Source organism: Rhizobium sp. YTUHZ044 (assembly GCF_051123975.1).
Lineage (GTDB): Bacteria > Pseudomonadota > Alphaproteobacteria > Rhizobiales > Rhizobiaceae > Rhizobium.
Map to the genome: position 1 here is coordinate 4,530,805 of NZ_CP101426.1, position 18,100 is coordinate 4,548,904.

Genomic DNA, 18,100 nt, shown 5'->3' on the forward strand with positions numbered 1-18,100 from the left:
CTGACCTGGCTGGTCTATCGAGCGGGCTCACGCGCTGAATGGCCGTGAGCCTTTTCGCATCTTATTATGATCGGGTATACGCATGATCGCAGCTGCAGTCTTTGTAATACTGCCACTCTGCCTCGCCGTGGCGGCCTTCTCGGATCTGTTCACCATGACGATCCCGAACCGCATTTCCCTGATCCTTGTTGTCTCCTTCCTCGCACTGGCGCCGTTTTTTGGTTTCGGCCTGCAGGCGATCGGCATGCATCTTGCCGCCGGCGCGATCGTCTTTACCGCATGCTTTGCTCTTTTTGCCTTTAATGTGATGGGCGGCGGAGACGCAAAGCTGTTGACCGCCACCGCACTCTGGTTCGGCCTGAACGAATCCCTGCTTTTCCTGATGACCGATGTTGCCATTATCGGCGGCCTGATCACCCTGCTCATCCTGCTGCTGAGGGCACAGTCGAATACCATCCTCGCCATCGGCCTGCCGGTGCCGAACTCTCTGCTGCTCGCCAAGAAGATTCCCTACGGCATCGCCATCGCGATCGGCGGCTTCATGGCCTTCCCGTCCTCGCCGCTCTTCATCGCCGCGCTGGAAAGCCTGAAATAACCGCATTTTAAATGCCCGTTAACTTAAAATGTAAGCATTCCATTAACCATAATTACACCAATTCCTGAGCATTCTGCAGGGCGAACATATCGTGCCCTGAGGAATGATCGATGAAACCGGCCCGCCTTATAATTCTCGCTGTCGCCGTGGTGGCAGCCGGCCTAGCCGGGCTCCTGGCAATGCGCATGGCCGGCAGCGGTGGCGTCGTCACCCAGGTGCAGTCGGTTATCAAGAAAGAACCCACCGTCAACATCCTCGTTTCGAGCGGCAATCTGCCGGTCGGGGCAAGGCTCGATGAGAAATCGGTGCACTGGATGCCCTGGCCGCAGGGCGGCGTGGTCCAGGGCTTCATCACCGAGGCTGACAAGCCGGACGCGATCAAGGACCTGCAGGGCGCCGTCGTGCGTCTGCCGATCTTCGAAGGCGAGCCGATCCGGCCTGAAAAGGTCGCCGATTCCAGCAGCCGCATCCTGTCCTCGCTGTTGCCGGCCGGCAAACGCGCCGTCGCGACCGAGATCTCTGTGGCAACGGGCGCTGGCGGTTTCATCCTGCCGAACGATCGCGTCGATGTCATCATGGTCCGCAAGGGTACCGAGGCCAACAAGCTGATCACCGAAACCGTGCTGAGCAATGTGCGCGTTCTCGCCATCGACCAGCAGATCCAGGAAAAGGACGATGGTTCGAAGACGGTGGTCGGCACGACCGCAACGCTCGAGCTGACCCCGGACCAGACGAAAGTTCTCGCCGTTGCCCAACAGATGGCTGACCGGCTTTCGCTCGCTCTGCGCTCGGTCGCCGATGCGCAGGAGCAGGATACCAGTGCGGCAGACTATCTGCTGAGCGGCGACAACGGCAGCGCGATCATTCAGGTCATCAAGTCGGGCTCCATCGTGACGGATGCCGGCGCAGCGCCGAAGGCGGAGTAAAAGGACGTGCAAATGGGTAATTCAACGCGGCGCGCCAAACTTCTCCTGACAGGCTGCCTTTCGCTGGCAGTCGGCGCGACCGGCATGGCGCCGGCCTCTTTCGGGCCGCTTTTCGCTGTCCGTGAGGCGCGTGCCGCTGAAAGCCTTGTCCGCATCTCGCAGACCGGCCCCGACGCCCATCGCCGGCTGAAGCTCGGGCTGAACAAGGCCGTCGTCGTCGACCTGCCGGAGGATGCCCATGATATCCTGGTCTCCGATCCGACAATGGCCGATGCCGTTACCCGCACTTCCCGGCGCATCTACCTGTTCGGCAAGAAGGTCGGCCAGACGAATATCTTTGTCTTCGGCGCCGGCGGGCAGGAGGTCGTCAATCTCGACATCGAGATCGAGCGCGACGTCTCCGGCCTTGAAACCAATCTCCGCCGTTTCATTCCCGACTCCAACATCAAAGTCGAAATCGTCTCCGACAATATCGTGCTGACCGGCACCGTGCGCACCCCGCAGGATGCGACGCAGGCGGCCGATCTGGCGCAGGTCTTCCTGAAGGGCGGCGAAGCGACGACGAGAACCGAGACGGCCTCCGGCACCGGCGGCGACAGCTCGGTGGCGCTCTTTGCCGAAGGCCGCCAGACGTCGCAGGTCGTCAACCTCCTGCAGATCCAGGGCGAGGACCAGGTCACCCTCAAGGTGACGATCGCCGAGGTTCGCCGCGAGGTGCTGAAGCAGCTCGGCTTCGACAACCTCGTCTCCAGTTCCTCCGGCATGACGGTCGCTCAGCTTGGCACTCCGAGCGCCGACAGCGCCACAGCCACCGTCGGCGGCGGCCTGGCGGCGCTCTTCAAGAGCTCGATCGGCAAATACGATATTTCGACTTATCTCAATGCGCTGGAGCAGGCCAAGGTCGTCAGGACGCTTGCGGAGCCGACGTTGACGGCGATATCCGGCCAGGCGGCAACCTTCAATTCCGGCGGCCAGCAGCTTTATTCGACGACCGACAATGACGGCAACGTCACGGTCGTTCCCTTCAACTACGGCATCAATCTTGCCTTCAAACCGGTCGTGCTGTCGTCTGGACGCATCAGCCTGGAGATCAAGACGAACGTCTCCGAGCCGGTGGCCGGCAGCGGCAACGCCACCTATCAGCGGCGTTCGGCGGAGACCTCGGTGGAACTGCCCTCTGGCGGCTCGATCGCTCTGGCGGGCCTCATCCGCGACAATGTTTCCCAGACGATGGGCGGCACACCCGGCGTCTCCAAGATCCCGCTGCTCGGCACGCTCTTCCGCCAGAAGGGTTTCGAACGTCAGGAAACCGAACTTGTCATCATCGCGACACCCTATCTGGTGCGCCCGGTGGCGCGGAACCAGCTCAACCGGCCGGATGATAATTTCAGCCCTGAGAATGACGGTGCAACCTTCTTCCTCAACCGTGTGAACAAGGTCTATGGCGGCCGCGAGGCGCCCGTGGCCGACGCGCAGTTCCACGGCTCGATCGGGTTCATCTACAAATGAGCGGGGCACGATCGGCAGCAATGGCACAGAACAGAGATCAGGCGATGGCCCAGATGAATGCGACGACACACCGCCTCGGTTGCTCCAGGGCGCTTTTTACCGCGGCGGTCATGTCGCTGGCGATCCTGTCCGGATGCGCCGGTCCGCATGACCAGCTGACGACAGGCGGGATTCCTGACGACTACCGCGCCCGCCATCCGATCATCGTCACGGAGGCGGAGCAGACGGTGGATATACCCGTCGCCTCGACCGACCGCCGCCTGACCATCGCCCAGCGTGATCTCATCCGCGGCTTTGCCGCCAACTACATTTCACGCGCCTCGGGGCCGGTTTATGTCCTGTCGCCGGAAGGTTCGCCCAATTCCGCAGCCGCACATCAGCTGCGCAACCAAGTTCGTGCCGAGCTGACGACAAGAGGGATCGCAAGTTCGAAAATCATCAATACCTCCTATGCCGCTGCCGGCGCCGGCGATGCCGCGCCGATCCGGCTGAGCTTTACCGGCACGACCGCGATCACCACGCAATGCGGCCAGTGGCCGAAGGATATCTCGAACGATCTCGCCAACCAGAACTATTATAATTTTGGCTGCGCCTCGCAGAACAACCTCGCTGCCCAGATCGCTAATCCGGAGGACCTGGTGGCGCCCCGCGGCATGACCCCGATCGATGCACAGCGGCGCAACAACGCAATACAGGAATACCGGACGACGACAACGACGATCGAGGATGTTGCCGGCAGCGACAGCAGCTTCTGAGGCGGAACGGGACGATGAGCGCGATCGAATACGAAATCAGGAACCCCAGCGAACTTCGTCACGCCGAAGAGGCGGTGCGGATGGCGGATCTGGAAAATATGCGGCCATTGCCGCGCATCTCCGTTCACGCCTTCTGCGAGAGCGAGCCCCTGCAGCATGTGATGGAACGCTGCGCCAACGACCGGCGCATGGCGAAGGTGAGCATGCGCATCACCAGCGGCGGCATAGCCGCTGCCGCCAATATGTTCGCCGCAGCGCCGACGCCGAACCTGATCATCCTCGAGACCAAAGCCAATTCCGGAAGCCTGCTCGACGAACTTGCGCCGCTCGCCGCCGTCTGCGACCCCAGCACCAAGGTCGTGATCGTCGGCTACTACAATGATATCGGGCTTTATCGCGAACTCATCCGCAACGGCATTTCCGAATATATGGTTCAGCCGGTCGCCATGCCCGACATTCTGACGGCGATGGCCTCGATCTTCGTTGATCCGGAAGCCGAGCCGCTCGGGCGCAGCATCGCCTTCATCGGCTCGAAAGGCGGCACCGGCGCCTCGACCATCGCGCATAATTGCGCTTTCGGCATTTCCAATCTTTTCTCCACCGAGACGATCCTCGCCGATCTCGACCTGCCCTATGGCACAGCCAATATCGACTTCGATCAGGATCCGGCGCAAGGCATCGCCGAAGCGGTCTTTGCGCCCGATCGGCTCGACGAGGTCTTTCTCGACCGCTTGCTGACGAAATGCTCCGAGCACCTTTCCCTCCTTGCCGCACCCTCGCTGCTCGACCGCGCCTATGATTTCGATGGCCAGGCCTTCCAGCCGGTGCTCGATGTCCTGCAGCGCAGTGCGCCCGTCACCGTGCTAGACGTCCCGCATGCCTGGTCGGAATGGACGCGCTCGGTTCTGGCGAGCGTCGACGAGGTGGTCATCACGGCGGTTCCCGACCTTGCCAACCTGCGCAACACCAAAAACATGCTGGACGCGCTGCGCAAGATGCGGCCGAACGACAAGCCGCCGCATCTGATCCTCAATCAGGTCGGCATGCCGAAACGCCCGGAGATATCGCCGTCGGATTTCTGTGAGCCGCTGGAGGTCGATCCGATCGCGATCATTCCCTTTGACATCAACCTCTTCGGCAACGCCGCCAACAGCGGCCGGATGATCTCGGAAGTCGATCCGAAGTCGCCGACGGCCGAAACCTTTTCGCAGATATCGCACATCGTCACCGGCCGGGTCGCCATCAAGAAGGCGAAGAAGGGCGGCCTGCTCGGCCTCCTGAAGCGGAAGTAGGTGACCAGAATGAAGAGATCGGATTAAGCGGCATGTTTGGAAAACGCGGAAACGATGGTTTCGGAAAGGCCGGAGGCGCGATTGCTCCTCCGCCGCCGGCCCCGGCCGCCGCCCCCGTGGCCTCTTCTCCTGCCGTCCTCGTCGAACCCCAGCGCGAACCCGCGCGCCAGCAGGTGATGCCGCCGCCGATGCAGGCGCCGCAGCGCAAGCGACCGGTTCGCACCGACGAATATTATGATACCAAGCAGCAGGTCTTTTCCGCGCTGATCGACACGATCGATCTCTCGCAGCTTTCCAAGCTCGATGGCGAAAGCGCGCGCGAGGAAATCCGCGACATCGTCAACGACATCATCACCATCAAGAACTTCGCGATGTCGATCTCCGAGCAGGAAGAACTGCTCGAGGATATCTGCAATGACGTTCTGGGCTACGGTCCGCTGGAGCCGTTGCTCGCGCGCGACGACATCGCCGACATCATGGTCAACGGCGCCGGCCAGACCTTCATCGAAGTCGGCGGCAAGACGATCGAATCGGAAATCCGCTTCCGTGACAATGCGCAGCTTCTCTCCATCTGCCAGCGCATTGTCAGCCAGGTCGGCCGCCGCGTCGATGAATCGAGCCCGATCTGCGACGCGCGCCTGCCCGATGGCTCGCGCGTCAACGTCATCGCGCCGCCGCTGTCGATTGACGGGCCGGCGCTGACCATCCGCAAGTTCAAGAAGGACAAGCTGACGCTCGACCAGCTCGTCCGTTTCGGCGCGATCACGCCGGAAGGCGCGACCGTGCTGCAGATTATCGGCCGCGTGCGCTGCAACGTCATCATCTCGGGCGGCACGGGCTCGGGCAAAACGACCCTGCTGAACTGCCTCACCAACTACATCGACCGGGACGAGCGCGTCATCACCTGCGAGGACACGGCCGAACTGCAGCTGCAGCAGCCGCATGTCGTGCGTCTCGAAACGCGCCCGCCGAATATCGAAGGCGAGGGCGAGATCACCATGCGCGACCTCGTCAAGAACTGCCTGCGCATGCGTCCAGAACGCATCATCGTCGGCGAAGTGCGCGGACCTGAAGTCTTCGACTTGCTGCAGGCGATGAACACCGGTCACGACGGCTCGATGGGCACGATCCATGCCAACACGCCGCGCGAATGCCTGAGCCGTATCGAATCGATGATCGCCATGGGCGGCTTCTCGCTGCCGGCAAAGACGGTCCGCGAGATTATCTCCACCTCCGTCGATATCATCATCCAGGCAGCGCGCCTGCGCGACGGTTCGCGCCGCATCACCCAGATCACCGAAGTGATCGGCATGGAAGGCGACGTCATCATCACCCAGGATCTGATGCGCTACGAGATCGAAGGCGAGGATGCTGGCGGCCGACTGGTCGGCCGGCACATGTCGACCGGCGTCGGCAAACCGCATTTCTGGGATCGGGCTCGTTACTTCAACGAGGAAAAGCGCCTGGCCGCCGCCCTCGACGCAATGGAAGCGAAATCGAAGGAATAGGGTGATGTTCGGATTCGATCCGGTAGTCCTGGCAATCGTCGTCCTCGCCGCTGTCTCCGCCGCGGCGGTCGCCTATGCCCTGCTGTTTTCCCGGATCGAGGCCGACAAGAAATCGGCAAGCCGCATCAACCGTGTCAAATCGGCCGAGGTCGACCGTGCCAAGGTCAAGGCTGCCCGCGACCGGGTGCAGGAGATGTCGAAGCGGCGCAAATCGGTGCAGGACAACCTGAAGGATCTGGAAAAGCGCCAGAACGAAAAGACCAAGAAGACCCTGTCGATGAAATCGCGGCTGGTGCAGGCCGGGCTGACGGTCACGCTGACGCAGTTCTATCTCTTCAGCGCCATTTTCGCTTCGGTGCTGCTGTTCATGGCCTTTATCATCGGCGCGTCGTGGCTGGTCATGGTCGGCATCGCTTTCGTCGCCGGACTCGGTCTGCCGCGTTGGGTCATTGGTTTCCTGATCAAGCGCCGCCAGAACAAGTTCCTCAACGAGTTCCCCAATGCGCTCGATGTCATCACCCGTTCGATCAAATCGGGATTGCCGCTCAACGATGCGATCCGCCTCATCGCCACCGAAGGCACCGAGCCGGTGAAGAGCGAATTCCGCCGGGTGATCGAAGCCCAGCAAGTTGGCCTCAGCATTCCCGACGCTTGCGCCCGCATGACACTCCAAATGCCGCTGCAGGAAGTCAACTTCTTCGCGATCGTCATCGCCATCCAGTCGCAGGCCGGCGGCAATCTCTCCGAAGCGATCGGCAACCTGTCAAAGGTGCTGCGCGAGCGCAGGAAGATGAAGGCCAAGGTCTCGGCGCTGTCGATGGAAGCCAAGGCGTCCGCCGTCATCATTGGTGCTCTGCCCTTTATCGTCGCGACCCTCGTTTACCTCACGTCGCCGAACTACATGATCGTCCTTTTCACCGATCCGCGCGGCCATTTCATCATGGGCGCCTCGGCGGTCTGGATGTCGATCGGCATCCTCGTCATGCGCAACATGGTCAATTTCGACATCTAGCGGGAGAGAAGCACCATGTCGCAGGATCTTGCCGCAACGCTGACCAATCCGAGCATGCTGATCGCTGTTTTCGTCGCGATCGCCGTCTTCGCGACTTTTTACACGATCGCCATCCCCTTCTTCGAGCGCGGCGATCTCAACAAGCGCATGAAAGCTGTCTCGACCGAGCGCGAGCAGATCCGCGCCCGCGAACGCGCCCGCTTGAACATGGAACCGGGCGCCGGCAAGGCTTCGCTCAGGAACCAGAACAACCGCTCGGTCCGCCAGATCGTCGAACGTTTCAACCTGCGCAAGGCGCTCGTCGACGAAAACACGGTCAACAAGCTGCGCGCCGCCGGTTTTCGCTCGGAAAATGCGCTGAATACCTTTCTGGTCGCGCGCTTCCTGCTGCCATTTCTCTTCCTCGCACTTGCCGCCTTCTGGGTCTTCGGTCTCGGCGGCCTTGCTGGTCGCGGCATGCCCATGCGTATGCTCGCCGTCATCGGCATCGCCTATCTCGGCTTTTACGCGCCGAATATCTATATCTCCAACCGCATGAGCAAGCGTCAGCACTCGATCAAGCGCGCCTGGCCGGATGCGCTGGATCTGATGCTGATCTGCGTCGAATCCGGCGTCTCGATGGAGGCGGCGATGCGTCGCGTGTCGGAGGAGCTCGGCGAGCAGTCGCCGCCGCTTGCCGAGGAGATGGTGTTGACCACCGCCGAACTCTCCTTCCTGCCGGATCGCCGCGTGGCGCTCGATAATCTCGCCGCACGTACGCAGCTCGAGCTGGTGCGTTCGGTGACCCAGGCGCTGATCCAGGCGGACCGCTACGGCACGCCGGTTGCACAGGCCCTGCGCGTTCTGGCCCAGGAAGGACGCGACGAGCGGATGAACGAAGCGGAAAAGAAGGCGGCCGCCCTGCCGCCGAAACTGACGGTGCCGATGATCCTGTTTTTCCTGCCGGTGCTGATCGCCGTCATTCTCGGCCCGGCCGGCATCCAGGTGGCGGATAGATTCTGAACCGCAGGGGCCACTTCGACCCGCGTGACCGACGCTGGCATAGCTGATAAACAGGATGAGGCGGTCGGGAGCACGGAAGTGACCGCCGCTTTCCCAGCGCTATCCGATTCCGAAAGAGGTTCCGATGTCTTCCGCAGGCATTTTCATCAGCATCATGGCAGCCTTGGCCGTCGGCGCGATGAGCCCCGGCCCGAGCTTCGTCGTCGTCTCCAGGATTGCCATCTCGCGTTCGCGGCTGGATGGACTTGCGGCGGCATTCGGCATGGGCGCCGGCGGCGTCGTTTTCGCCGGCCTGGCGCTCGCCGGCCTGACGGCGTTGCTGTCGCAATTCGAATGGCTTTATGTGCTGCTCAAGGTGGCGGGCGGGGCTTATCTTCTCTACATCGCCGTCAATATCTGGAGAGGCGCCGCAAAGCCGATCGAGCTTTCCGATGCCGTCCATGGCCATCGTGCGCCCATGCGCAGCTTCATGACCGCATTGCTGACGCAGCTCAGCAACCCGAAGACCATCATCGTCTACGCCAGCCTCTTTGCGGCGCTTCTGCCGAGGACGGTGCCGCTCGATCTCCTCGTCGGGCTGCCGGTCGGCGTGTTCGCGGTGGAGGCGGGGTGGTATTCGATCGTGGCGCTCGCCTTTTCGGCCCGCCACCCGCGGCGGCTCTATCTCCATGCCAAGGGCTGGATCGACCGCGCCGCCAGTGCGGTGATGGGCGGCCTTGGTCTGCGGCTCATTCTTTCGGGCCTCAGCGTCAGGTAGATCAGGCGGAGAGGGGCCTGGTCATCCGGCAAAAAATGACGAGGTCAGTTGGTGTTGCTGCCATCGGCTGCGCCCGGCGTCTTGTCCTTGGCGGCGAGCTTCTGCCAGGAATTCTGTTGCGAGAGCATGCCCCTGAGATAGGCGACATTGGCATCGGCCTGCTGCGGTGAAAGCTCCCGCCGCGCGATCTGTTCCGCTTCCGCAAAACGCCCTTGCAGGCCGACGACGAGGGCAAGATTCTGCCGGACGCGGCTGTCGGCGGTCGGCTGGCCGGCGGCGGAGCGCAGATAGGTTTCGGCCGTGCGCAGATCGCCGGTCAGCACGTAGGACATGCCGAGGTTGGACAGGATGGAAGGTTCGTTCGGCTGAATGTCGAGTGCGTCGCGGTAGCGCTGCCGGGCCTCGCTTGCCCGGCCCATCTGGTCGAGGATTGCGCCTTCGGCCGAGATCAGCCTCCAGTCGGGGCGATCCGGTGTCTGGGCGCGGCCGATCGTGTCGAGCGCCTGCTGGAACTGCCCAGCCGCCGCCTGCGCCTTGCCATAGGCGGCCAGCACGTTGCGGTCGCCCGGGTTGGCGATCGCCACCTGCTGCATGACGGCGAGCGCCTGAGCGTCGCGGCCGCTCATGCGCAGCAGGTTGGCGTAGTTGACGCCGTTGACGGGATCCCGCGGGTTCTTCTCATAGGCCTGGCCGATTCGGTCCGTCGCCGAGCGCAGTTCGGTCGAATCCAATTCCTCGACCGGTTTGGTAAGCTTCGGCACCGAGCCTGTCGTCATCCGGTCCTTGGCCGTCGTCGAGCAGCCGGCAAGCGCGAGGATGATCAGCGATGCTGCTGCGCCCTGCAGGATGCGATTTAGGGAAATGGTGATGCGCGAGGCAGGCATGTTGCGTTCCTGATTCCGAAATCGGCGCCTGACCTCGAAGCGGAACAGGGAAAGGTTTGACGCAATCTTCGCTCCAGCAATAGTCTGTTAACCCTAACAGACCGTTAAGGAACGATTCCTGGCGACCGCCGAAGGACAATCATGGCCCCCTATCAGTTCATCGAAAGACCGACTCCTTTCAACACGAAGGGCGGCTTGACGCTGCCGATCTTTGCCGTCACCCCTGCCCATATCGAGACCGGCACGATCGATCCGATCGCGCTCGATTGGGCGCGCAAGGCGGGCTACAAGGCCGAAAGCGGCTCGCTCCTGCTGATCCCGACGGCCGATGGCCATCTCGGCGGCGCGCTTTTCGGCCTGGGCACCAACCCGTCGGAACAGCCCTACATCACCGGCAGGCTGGCCCGTGCGCTGCCCGCCGGCGAATGGCACATCGAGACCGCGCCGCTGACGGCAAACCGGCTGGCCCTTGGCTTCGGGCTCGGCAGCTACCGTTTCGATCGCTACAAATCGGAAAAATCGCCGGCAGCGACCTTGATGATCCCCCGCGATGCCGACGGCGCCGATATCAAGCGCCAGCTCGCCGGCGTCTTTCTTGCTCGCGACCTCATCAATACGCCGACGAACGATATGGGGCCGGACCAGCTCGAGGCCGCTTTCCGTGCCCTGGCCGGACATTACAAGGCGGAACTGTCGGTCATCACGGGCGATGAACTGCTCACCCAGAATTTCCCGCTGGTTCACACCGTGGGCCGCGCCAGCGCCGACGCGCCGCGCCTTCTTGAGCTGCGCTGGGGCAAAAAGGGTCATCGCAAGGTGACGCTCGTCGGCAAGGGCGTCTGCTTCGATACCGGCGGTCTCGATATCAAGCCTGCCGCCTCGATGCTGCTGATGAAGAAGGACATGGGCGGCGCCGCGAATGTCATGGGACTCGCCCTGATGATCATGGACGCCAAGCTGAAGGTCGATCTGCGCGTCATTATCCCGGTCGTCGAAAACGCCATCTCCTCCAATGCCTTTCGCCCCGGCGACATTTACCGAAGCCGAAAGGGCCTGACCGTTCAGATCGACAATACCGACGCCGAAGGCCGTTTGATCCTGGCCGACGCGCTGGCCTATGCCGACGAGGAAGAGCCCGAACTCTTGATCGACATGGCGACGCTGACAGGGGCTGCCCGCGTTGCCCTCGGTCCGGATCTTCCGCCCTTCTTCACCGATGATGCCAATCTGGCCCATGACCTGACCGAAGCAAGCCTGGAGACGGACGATCCGATCTGGCGTCTGCCGCTCTATGCCGGCTATGAAAAGGATGTCCGCGCCAAATTCGCCGACCTGACCAATGCCCCGGCCGGCGGGATGGCGGGATCGATCACCGCCGCGCTTTTCCTAAAGCGTTTCGTCAGCAAGTCCAAGAGCTGGGCACATTTCGACATTTACGGCTGGGCTCCGTCCGAACGGCCACATTCGCCGGGCGGCGGCGAAGCACAGGCAATCCGCGCGCTCTTCCATCATATCCGCACCAGCCTGCGCTGACGCCGCCCGGATAATGCTAAGGCGCATCGCATGACCGCCGTCCCGCGCTGCGTCTCGCGGCCGATCGTTAAAATTTTATTCACCCTGCCGGGCGGCAGTTCCCGCCACCTCTTGCATGTCCGTTGCAACTGCCGGAAAATGAAACGCTAGCGTAACGATTTTCCGGAGGGGCCGTGCCGATCGAACTGACCGCCTCGCAGGCGCTGGGGCTCTGGCATGGCGTGGCGCTCGATCAGGTTCGCCATGACGACCGCGATTTGACATTGCGCCAGATGGCGATCCTGCTGCATATTTACCTCGTGCCGCCGCCCCACACGGTGCGCGGGCTTGCCGCCACACTCAATGTCACCAAGCCGGTCATTACCCGCGCCTTGGATACGATGGGTGAGATGGGCCTGGTTGATCGCGTGCGCGACGATGCCGATCGCCGCAATGTGATCATCAAACGTACCGTCGGCGGTGCGCTTTACCTGGAAAAGCTCGGCGATCTCGTCCGGGATCAGGGCCGCCGGCTGCCGATCTGAAGGGAACACGAATGACGATGCTCGACCGCCGCCTGCATGCCTATCGGCCGGATCTCGCGGAAGCGGGGCTCCAGGGCAAGGTGGAGGCGTCGCGCTTCGTCGAAGGCGCCGCAGCGCGCGTTGCCCTTCCCGTCGCCGCCCTGCGCCCTGAGCCGGAACTTGCCCGCGGCATCGATACGGAACTGCTCCTCGGCGAGGAGGTGACCGTTTTCGATCGCGCCGACGGCTGGTGCTGGGTAAAAGCTGCCTCCGACGGCTATGTCGGTTATCTCGAGGCAGAGGCGCTCTCCCAAACAGGGCCGGCGCCGACTCACATCGTCACCGTGCCGCGCACCTTCCTTTATCCGGAGCCGGAACTGCGCAAACCGCATCAGGCCATCTTGTCGATGGGAAGCCGCGTTCACGTCGTAGGCGAGGCGGAGGTGCGCGGCAATCACTATGTCGTGCTGACGGACGGCACGGCGATCTTCGCCAGGCACGTGCAGCCGATCGGCGCTCTCGAGGGTGCCGATTATGTCGGTATCGCCGCCCGTTTCCTCGAAACACCCTATCTTTGGGGCGGCCGATCCGGCCTTGGCATCGATTGCTCCGGCCTCGTCCAGCTGGCGATGCTGATGACCGGCAGACTGGCGCCGCGTGATACCGACATGCAGGCGGCCGGACTCGGCGAACCGATCGACCGCTCCGAAATTCGCCGCGGCGACCTGGTGTTCTGGAAGGGCCACGTCGCCATTTTCGAAGATTCCCAAACCATTCTCCACGCCAATGGCCACAGCATGACGGTGGCGCGGGAGAACTTCGAGGCGGCCGTCGAGCGCATCGGCTCGCTGTACCAACGGCCGACCGGCTATCGCCGCCCGTTTAGCTAAGTGATCGGTCGCTGCGGCCAGGATCTCACGCCGCCGGTCCAATCCTCGAAAGCTTTCGACAGTCTCAGCACCCGCATGTCGTCGAAACGCGGCCCAACGATCTGAAGCCCGATCGGCATGCCCGAACGGGAGAAGCCGCAATTGATCGACGCGGCCGGCTGCTCCGACATGTTCCACGGCACGGTGAAGGCGATATGTTCGAACGGCCTCGCCGGATCGTTGGTCGGCGATGCCCATTCGGCCGGATAGGAGACGATCGGGTTGGTCGGCGAAAGCAGGGCGTCGACCGAGGTGAACAGCCGTCCGCAGCTCCTGCGCATTTCGATCGTCTGATTGAAGCCCCTGACGGCATCGACGCCATTGATATCGGCGCCGGCCTTGGCCCATTCCCGGATATAGGGCAGGATGCTGTCGCGCCGCTCTTCGTCCAGCCCTGCGATATCGCTCCACAGGCGGGCGCGCCAGAACGTGTCGAGCCCGTCAAGCATCGCGCGCGTCAGCACCGGTTGAACGCAGACGATGGTCGCGCCGGCCTTCTCGAAACGTTTCGCCGCCGATTCGACCGCGACCCTGATCTCATCATCGACAGCAAACCCGCAGCCGGCATCGAGCATTAGGCCGATCTTCATGCCTGACATGTCGACAACGAAATCCATCCAGTCGAAATCGTTGGGCGGCAGGCTGGTCCCGTCACGCCAGTCGGGCCGTGACAGCGTCGCCATGGAAAAAGCGGCGTCCTCGACGGTGCGCGTCATCGGGCCGAGACAGCGCCCGACATAATAGGGATCGGCCGGAATGCGCCCGTGGCTCGGCTTGAAGCCGAAGGTGCCGGTCCAGCCGGCAGGAAGCCGCACCGAACCGCCAATATCCGTGCCGATGTGCAGCGGCCCGTAACCGGCCGCGGCCGCGGCCGCGGCGCCGGCGCTCGATCCGCCGGGATTTTGCGCGATGTTCCAGGGATTGCGGCTGAGAGGATGAAAGCTCGACAGGCCGGAGGAAAGCATGCCGTAATCGGGACAGGTGGTCTTGGCGAAGATCACCGCGCCGTCCTCGCGCAGCCGCGCTGCAGCCGGCGCGTCGGCCTCCGCCGGCTTCAGTTCCACCGCCCTGGAGCCGAGCGGCACCGGCTGGCCCTTCGTCGCGAGCAGTTCTTTCAGCGTGACCGGGATGCCGTCGAGCCTGCCCAGCGTTTGTCCCTTCGCCCAGCGCTCCGTCGAAGCTTTCGCTTGCACGCGCGCCGCCTCTGGGTCGTAGAGGTAGAGTGCTGATATGGACGGCTCCCAGGCGGCGATATGGTCTTCGAGGGAGAGCCAGTATTCGAGCGGCGAGAGGCTCTTATCGGCGAAGCGTCGCCTGAGTTCACGGATTGTAAGATCGGTTTCGGCCATAGGCGTTTTGTTTCGGAGGGACATCAGCGGCTCGCCTCGCGTGGATCGAGAAGATCGCGCAAGCCGTCGCCGAGCATGTTGAAGCCGAGGACGGTGAGCGCGATGGCAAGGCCGGGCAGGATCGCGAGCCAGGGGGCCAGCGCCAGATAGGTTTGCGCATCTGCAAGCATCCGGCCCCATGTCGGCGCTGGCGGCGCCATGCCGAGCCCGAGAAAGCTGAGACCGGCCTCGGTCAGGATCGCCAGACCGAGCTGGATTGTCCCATGCACGATGATCTGGCTGATGATATTCGGCAGCACATGGCGCAGTGAAATGGTCAGGCGCGTATTGCCGATCGCGCGCGCCGCCGTCACATAATCGCGGCTCCAGGCCTGCAGCGAGGTTGCCAGCGTCACCCGCGCAAAGACCGGAATCATGAAGACGGCGATCGCGGTGATCGCGGTGAAGCGCCCCGGCCCGAGAAAGGCGCCGAGCACCATCGCCGACAGGATCGGTGGCAAGGCGAAGATGACGTCGCAGATGCGCATCAGCAGCGTTTCGGCTGGACCGCGGATCGCCGCGGCGGAGATGCCTGATATCGAGCCGAGCGTCCCGCCGATCGCAACCGCGGTGATGGCAATCGACAAAGAGTTCCGGCATCCAGCCATCAGCATCGACGCCACGTCGCGGCCGAACTGATCCGTGCCGAGCAGGCCGAAGGCAAGCGGCGGCTGCAGTTTATGGATGATCTGCATCTTCGCCGGCGGCAAGGGCGTCCAGACGAGCGACAGCAGCGCAACGGCGACCAGCAGGCCAATGATGACCGTGCCCGCGATGAGGTTCATTCGCCGGCTAAGTCTGTCAGTCCTTCGGCGGCGGGCAAAGGCGGAGGATACGATATGGGCCATGTTTCAAACCGCCTTTCTGATTCTGGGGTCGATCGCCACATAGGAGAGATCGACGACGAAATTCACCACGATGACCAAGCCCGCGAAGAACAGCACGACATCCTGCATGACGATGACATCGCGCTGGGAGAGTGCCTGAAGCGCAAGCCTCCCGAGCCCCGGCAGGTTGAAGACGTTTTCCACCAGCACCGCGCCGGCGACCAGAAAGGTGAACTGCAGTCCGATCATCGTCAGAACCGGGATCAGCGCATTCGGCACGATATGCCGCCACAGCACCGCACTGCTTGACAGCCCCTTGGCCACCGCGGTGCGGGCAAAATCCTCATGCATCGTCTCGAGAACCGCCGAACGTGCGACGCGTGTCAACACGCCCGCCTGCGGCATCGCCAGCGCGACGGCCGGCATGACGAGCGCCTGCAATGCCGGCAGAAGACCGGCGCCCCACCCCGGGAAGCCGCCGGCCGGCATCAGCCCGAGCATCGTCGAAAACAGGATGATCAACAGCAGCGCCACCCAGAAGGCGGGCACGGCGATGCTGATCTGCGAAAACAATGTTGCGATCGTGTCGAAAACGCGGCCGCGGCGCGAGGCGGCCAGAACGCCAAGCGGCAGGGCGATCGCCATCGAAAGCACCATTGCCATCAGCGCCAGCGGCAGCGTCACCGCCAGCCGCTCGACGATCAGTCCGGCAACGGGAACGCCGTAGGTCAGGGAATTGCCGAGGTTGCCGGACAGGAGGCCGGCCAGCCATTGGCCGTAGCGCAGGACGAGCGGCTGGTCGAGGCCGAGCTCGTGACGCAGCGCTGCCAGCGTTTCCGGGCTTGCCGAGGTGCCAAGCATGATCGAGGCTGGATCGCCGGGCAGCAGATCCATGACGGTGAAGATCAGCAGAGAGACGATGACGAGGGTGAGGATGAGGCCGGTGAAGCGGCGAAGGAGAAGCGCGATCATGCATGCCACGCTTTCGAGTTGGCTTTTGGGAGTACGTTGTAGCCTCGGCGCCAAGCTTGTGACAGGAATGAGGGATGGCGAGGGCTGCGGCCTGCATTGAGCGTATCGCTGTCCCGCTTCGCCTTGCTCATCGTGCCTCTCAATCCGCCCGAACCCGCTCGCTCACTCCTCCCAATAAACCCCCGAGAGCACATTCGACGGAATCGGCTCGTTCTCCCACAACCCCTTCAGCTTCCTGTCCCAGACGCCGAGTTTCGGCATGACGAAGAGGTAGAGCGCCGGTACGTCCTCGGCGAGGATCTTTTGCGCTTCGCCGTAAACCGCATTTTGGGTGGCGGGATCCGCGGTCTCCTGGACCTTCTTCATCAGCGCATCGAAGGCCGGGTTCCTGTAGTTGAAATAATAGGGATCGCGTGCGTAGATGTCGATGTCGAGCGGTTCGGCGTGGGCGACGATCGTCATGTCGAAGTTGCGATCCTTCATGACGTCCTGCACCCATTTCGCCGGAAACTCGGTCGGTTCGATGTTCATCGTCACGCCAATTTCGGCAAACATCGCCTGCATCACCTGGGCGCTGCGCGGCGCATAGGCCATCTGCGGCGATTTGATCGTGAACGTGAAGCCGTTGGGGTAGCCGGCCTCAGTCAGCAGTGCCTTTGCCTTTTCGACATCATAGGGCAGCACGCCGGTCATGTCCTTGTAGCCCGGATCGTTCGGCGTGTAGTGGCTGCCGATCGGCGTGCCGAGGCCGGACCACGCCCCGTCGATCACCGTCTGGCGGTCGATCGCCATCATCAGCGCCTGGCGGACGCGCTTGTCGTCAAAGGGCTTCCTGGCATTGTTCATGCCGGCGACGACCTTGAGTTCGGTATTGCCGACCTTGGTGATGAGCCTGGCATCGCCGTCGAAGGAACTCATCAGCTCGGGTGCGGCAAATTCCGGAAAGGCATCGAGATCGCCGGATTTCAGGGCGGCTGCCTGCGCCTGCGGATCGGCGATGAAGCGGAAGGTCACCTTGTCGAGCTTGGCAGACGCATCCTTGTTCCAGTAGTCGCCATTCCTGACGAGTTCGACCCTGTCGCCCTTCGTCCAGCTGGCGAACTTGAAGGGACCGGTGCCGATCGGCATGACCTTGTCGTTGTCGGCCGTCTTCGGGGCGACCATGACAGATGCCGGCCAGGCGAGCCAATAGATCAGGCTGCCGGTCGGGGCCGTGAGATGCAGCACCAGCGTTTCGGCATCCGGCGTATCGATCGAGGCAATCGAGGCGAAGAAGCGTTTTTGCGGATTAACCGAATCCGTACCGCGGGCGCGGTCGAGGGCAAATTTGGCGGCGGCGGCATCGAAGGCCTCGCCGTCATGGAATTTGACGCCGGTCCGCAGCTTGAACATATAGGTCAGGCCATCGCCCGAGATTTCCCAGCTTTTCGCCAGCTGCGGCTGGACCTTGCCGGTCTGATCGATCGTCACCAGCCCCTCGAACACATTCTGCCAGGTGAGCTGGCCGATCGCGACCGGTGCGGCGATCGTCGGGTCGAGGCCTGTTGGTTCGACGCTCATGCCGAGATTGAGGGCGGTCTTGGCCGCTTCCGCCGGTGTCATTGCTGTCACTACGAGACCGGCCGACAACGCAGCACCGAGGGAAAGCCGCTTGATGCAGCGCGCCGAAGACGCAAACGAAACCTTGTTCATCACATCACCCGGCATG

17 protein-coding genes are annotated in these 18,100 nt (G+C 62.9%); 12 read left to right on the top strand and 5 right to left on the bottom strand.

The features are described 5' to 3' along the window. The first annotated feature begins 82 nt into the window (after positions 1 to 82). From NL154_RS22100 to NL154_RS22140, 9 genes are all read left to right on the top strand, one after another. Positions 83 to 595, top strand: coding sequence for an A24 family peptidase (locus NL154_RS22100; protein ID WP_221147683.1), 513 nt, complete (start codon positions 83 to 85; stop codon positions 593 to 595). A 110-nt stretch (positions 596 to 705) separates the two neighbouring features. Next, positions 706 to 1,521, top strand: a complete 816-nt coding sequence (gene cpaB / locus NL154_RS22105; protein WP_210629578.1) for a Flp pilus assembly protein CpaB — start codon at positions 706 to 708, stop codon at positions 1,519 to 1,521. A 12-nt stretch (positions 1,522 to 1,533) separates the two neighbouring features. Continuing rightward, a complete protein-coding gene (locus NL154_RS22110) occupies positions 1,534 to 3,030 on the top strand; it encodes a type II and III secretion system protein family protein (protein WP_210629577.1) in 1,497 nt (498 codons plus the stop codon). Continuing rightward, positions 3,027 to 3,785 (top strand): CpaD family pilus assembly protein, encoded by a 759-nt coding sequence (locus NL154_RS22115; RefSeq protein ID WP_210629576.1) that lies wholly within the window; start codon positions 3,027 to 3,029, stop codon positions 3,783 to 3,785. Before NL154_RS22110 ends, NL154_RS22115 begins: the two co-directional genes overlap by 4 nt. A 14-nt stretch (positions 3,786 to 3,799) precedes the next feature. Beyond that, a complete protein-coding gene (locus tag NL154_RS22120; protein WP_210629575.1) occupies positions 3,800 to 5,077 on the top strand; it encodes an AAA family ATPase in 1,278 nt (425 codons plus the stop codon). Positions 5,078 to 5,109: 32 nt separating this feature from the next. Continuing rightward, complete coding sequence (locus tag NL154_RS22125) at positions 5,110 to 6,585, top strand: CpaF family protein (protein ID WP_221147684.1); 1,476 nt, start codon at positions 5,110 to 5,112, stop codon at positions 6,583 to 6,585. A 4-nt stretch (positions 6,586 to 6,589) separates the two neighbouring features. Beyond that, positions 6,590 to 7,597: a type II secretion system F family protein gene (locus tag NL154_RS22130; RefSeq protein ID WP_210629573.1), complete on the top strand. Its 1,008-nt coding sequence runs from the start codon at positions 6,590 to 6,592 to the stop codon at positions 7,595 to 7,597. 15 nt (positions 7,598 to 7,612) lie between these two features. Further along, positions 7,613 to 8,599 (top strand): type II secretion system F family protein, encoded by a 987-nt coding sequence (locus NL154_RS22135; protein WP_210629572.1) that lies wholly within the window; start codon positions 7,613 to 7,615, stop codon positions 8,597 to 8,599. 124 nt (positions 8,600 to 8,723) lie between these two features. Further along, complete coding sequence (locus NL154_RS22140; RefSeq protein WP_434733346.1) at positions 8,724 to 9,356, top strand: LysE family translocator; 633 nt, start codon at positions 8,724 to 8,726, stop codon at positions 9,354 to 9,356. Between the two features lie 44 nt (positions 9,357 to 9,400). On the opposite strand, the gene NL154_RS22145 is transcribed toward NL154_RS22140, so the two are convergent. Continuing rightward, the gene (locus NL154_RS22145) at positions 9,401 to 10,240 is read right to left on the bottom strand and encodes a tetratricopeptide repeat protein (protein WP_434733347.1); all 840 of its coding nucleotides are present in this window, start codon (positions 10,238 to 10,240) and stop codon (positions 9,401 to 9,403) included. A 141-nt stretch (positions 10,241 to 10,381) separates the two neighbouring features. On the opposite strand from NL154_RS22145, the gene NL154_RS22150 reads away from it, so the two are divergent. From NL154_RS22150 to NL154_RS22160, 3 genes are all read left to right on the top strand, one after another. Continuing rightward, positions 10,382 to 11,773 (top strand): leucyl aminopeptidase family protein, encoded by a 1,392-nt coding sequence (locus NL154_RS22150; RefSeq protein WP_210629569.1) that lies wholly within the window; start codon positions 10,382 to 10,384, stop codon positions 11,771 to 11,773. A 173-nt stretch (positions 11,774 to 11,946) separates the two neighbouring features. After that, positions 11,947 to 12,297: a MarR family transcriptional regulator gene (locus NL154_RS22155; RefSeq protein WP_011423607.1), complete on the top strand. Its 351-nt coding sequence runs from the start codon at positions 11,947 to 11,949 to the stop codon at positions 12,295 to 12,297. An 11-nt stretch (positions 12,298 to 12,308) separates the two neighbouring features. Continuing rightward, the gene (locus NL154_RS22160; RefSeq protein WP_210629568.1) at positions 12,309 to 13,166 is read left to right on the top strand and encodes an NlpC/P60 family protein; all 858 of its coding nucleotides are present in this window, start codon (positions 12,309 to 12,311) and stop codon (positions 13,164 to 13,166) included. Here the strand turns inward: NL154_RS22160 and NL154_RS22165 are convergent. The 4 genes from NL154_RS22165 to NL154_RS22180 form a co-directional block, all read right to left on the bottom strand. After that, positions 13,163 to 14,554 (bottom strand): amidase, encoded by a 1,392-nt coding sequence (locus NL154_RS22165; RefSeq protein WP_210631710.1) that lies wholly within the window; start codon positions 14,552 to 14,554, stop codon positions 13,163 to 13,165. The two genes, NL154_RS22160 and NL154_RS22165, sit on opposite strands and share 4 nt — an antisense overlap. 23 nt (positions 14,555 to 14,577) lie before the next feature. Next, the gene (locus tag NL154_RS22170) at positions 14,578 to 15,441 is read right to left on the bottom strand and encodes an ABC transporter permease (protein WP_434733348.1); all 864 of its coding nucleotides are present in this window, start codon (positions 15,439 to 15,441) and stop codon (positions 14,578 to 14,580) included. 3 nt (positions 15,442 to 15,444) lie between these two features. Next, complete coding sequence (locus NL154_RS22175; protein WP_210629566.1) at positions 15,445 to 16,392, bottom strand: ABC transporter permease; 948 nt, start codon at positions 16,390 to 16,392, stop codon at positions 15,445 to 15,447. A gap of 162 nt (positions 16,393 to 16,554) precedes the next feature. Beyond that, positions 16,555 to 18,084, bottom strand: coding sequence for an ABC transporter substrate-binding protein (locus NL154_RS22180; RefSeq protein WP_210629565.1), 1,530 nt, complete (start codon positions 18,082 to 18,084; stop codon positions 16,555 to 16,557). Positions 18,085 to 18,100: the final 16 nt, after the last annotated feature.

Excerpts from the sequence above, each read along its gene's own strand:
- NL154_RS22140 (WP_434733346.1), top strand. The coding sequence starts at position 8,724 with ATGTCTTCCGCAGGCATTTTCATCAGCATCATGGCAGCCTTGGCCGTC.
- NL154_RS22175 (WP_210629566.1), bottom strand. The coding sequence starts at position 16,392 with ATGATCGCGCTTCTCCTTCGCCGCTTCACCGGCCTCATCCTCACCCTC.
- NL154_RS22135 (WP_210629572.1), top strand. The coding sequence starts at position 7,613 with ATGTCGCAGGATCTTGCCGCAACGCTGACCAATCCGAGCATGCTGATC.
- NL154_RS22170 (WP_434733348.1), bottom strand. The coding sequence starts at position 15,441 with ATGGCCCATATCGTATCCTCCGCCTTTGCCCGCCGCCGAAGGACTGAC.
- NL154_RS22115 (WP_210629576.1), top strand. The coding sequence starts at position 3,027 with ATGAGCGGGGCACGATCGGCAGCAATGGCACAGAACAGAGATCAGGCG.
- NL154_RS22110 (WP_210629577.1), top strand. The coding sequence starts at position 1,534 with ATGGGTAATTCAACGCGGCGCGCCAAACTTCTCCTGACAGGCTGCCTT.
- NL154_RS22100 (WP_221147683.1), top strand. The coding sequence starts at position 83 with ATGATCGCAGCTGCAGTCTTTGTAATACTGCCACTCTGCCTCGCCGTG.
- NL154_RS22165 (WP_210631710.1), bottom strand. The coding sequence starts at position 14,554 with ATGGCCGAAACCGATCTTACAATCCGTGAACTCAGGCGACGCTTCGCC.
- NL154_RS22160 (WP_210629568.1), top strand. The coding sequence starts at position 12,309 with ATGACGATGCTCGACCGCCGCCTGCATGCCTATCGGCCGGATCTCGCG.
- NL154_RS22145 (WP_434733347.1), bottom strand. The coding sequence starts at position 10,240 with ATGCCTGCCTCGCGCATCACCATTTCCCTAAATCGCATCCTGCAGGGC.
- NL154_RS22130 (WP_210629573.1), top strand. The coding sequence starts at position 6,590 with ATGTTCGGATTCGATCCGGTAGTCCTGGCAATCGTCGTCCTCGCCGCT.
- NL154_RS22180 (WP_210629565.1), bottom strand. The coding sequence starts at position 18,084 with ATGAACAAGGTTTCGTTTGCGTCTTCGGCGCGCTGCATCAAGCGGCTT.
- NL154_RS22150 (WP_210629569.1), top strand. The coding sequence starts at position 10,382 with ATGGCCCCCTATCAGTTCATCGAAAGACCGACTCCTTTCAACACGAAG.
- cpaB (WP_210629578.1), top strand. The coding sequence starts at position 706 with ATGAAACCGGCCCGCCTTATAATTCTCGCTGTCGCCGTGGTGGCAGCC.
- NL154_RS22120 (WP_210629575.1), top strand. The coding sequence starts at position 3,800 with ATGAGCGCGATCGAATACGAAATCAGGAACCCCAGCGAACTTCGTCAC.
- NL154_RS22125 (WP_221147684.1), top strand. The coding sequence starts at position 5,110 with ATGTTTGGAAAACGCGGAAACGATGGTTTCGGAAAGGCCGGAGGCGCG.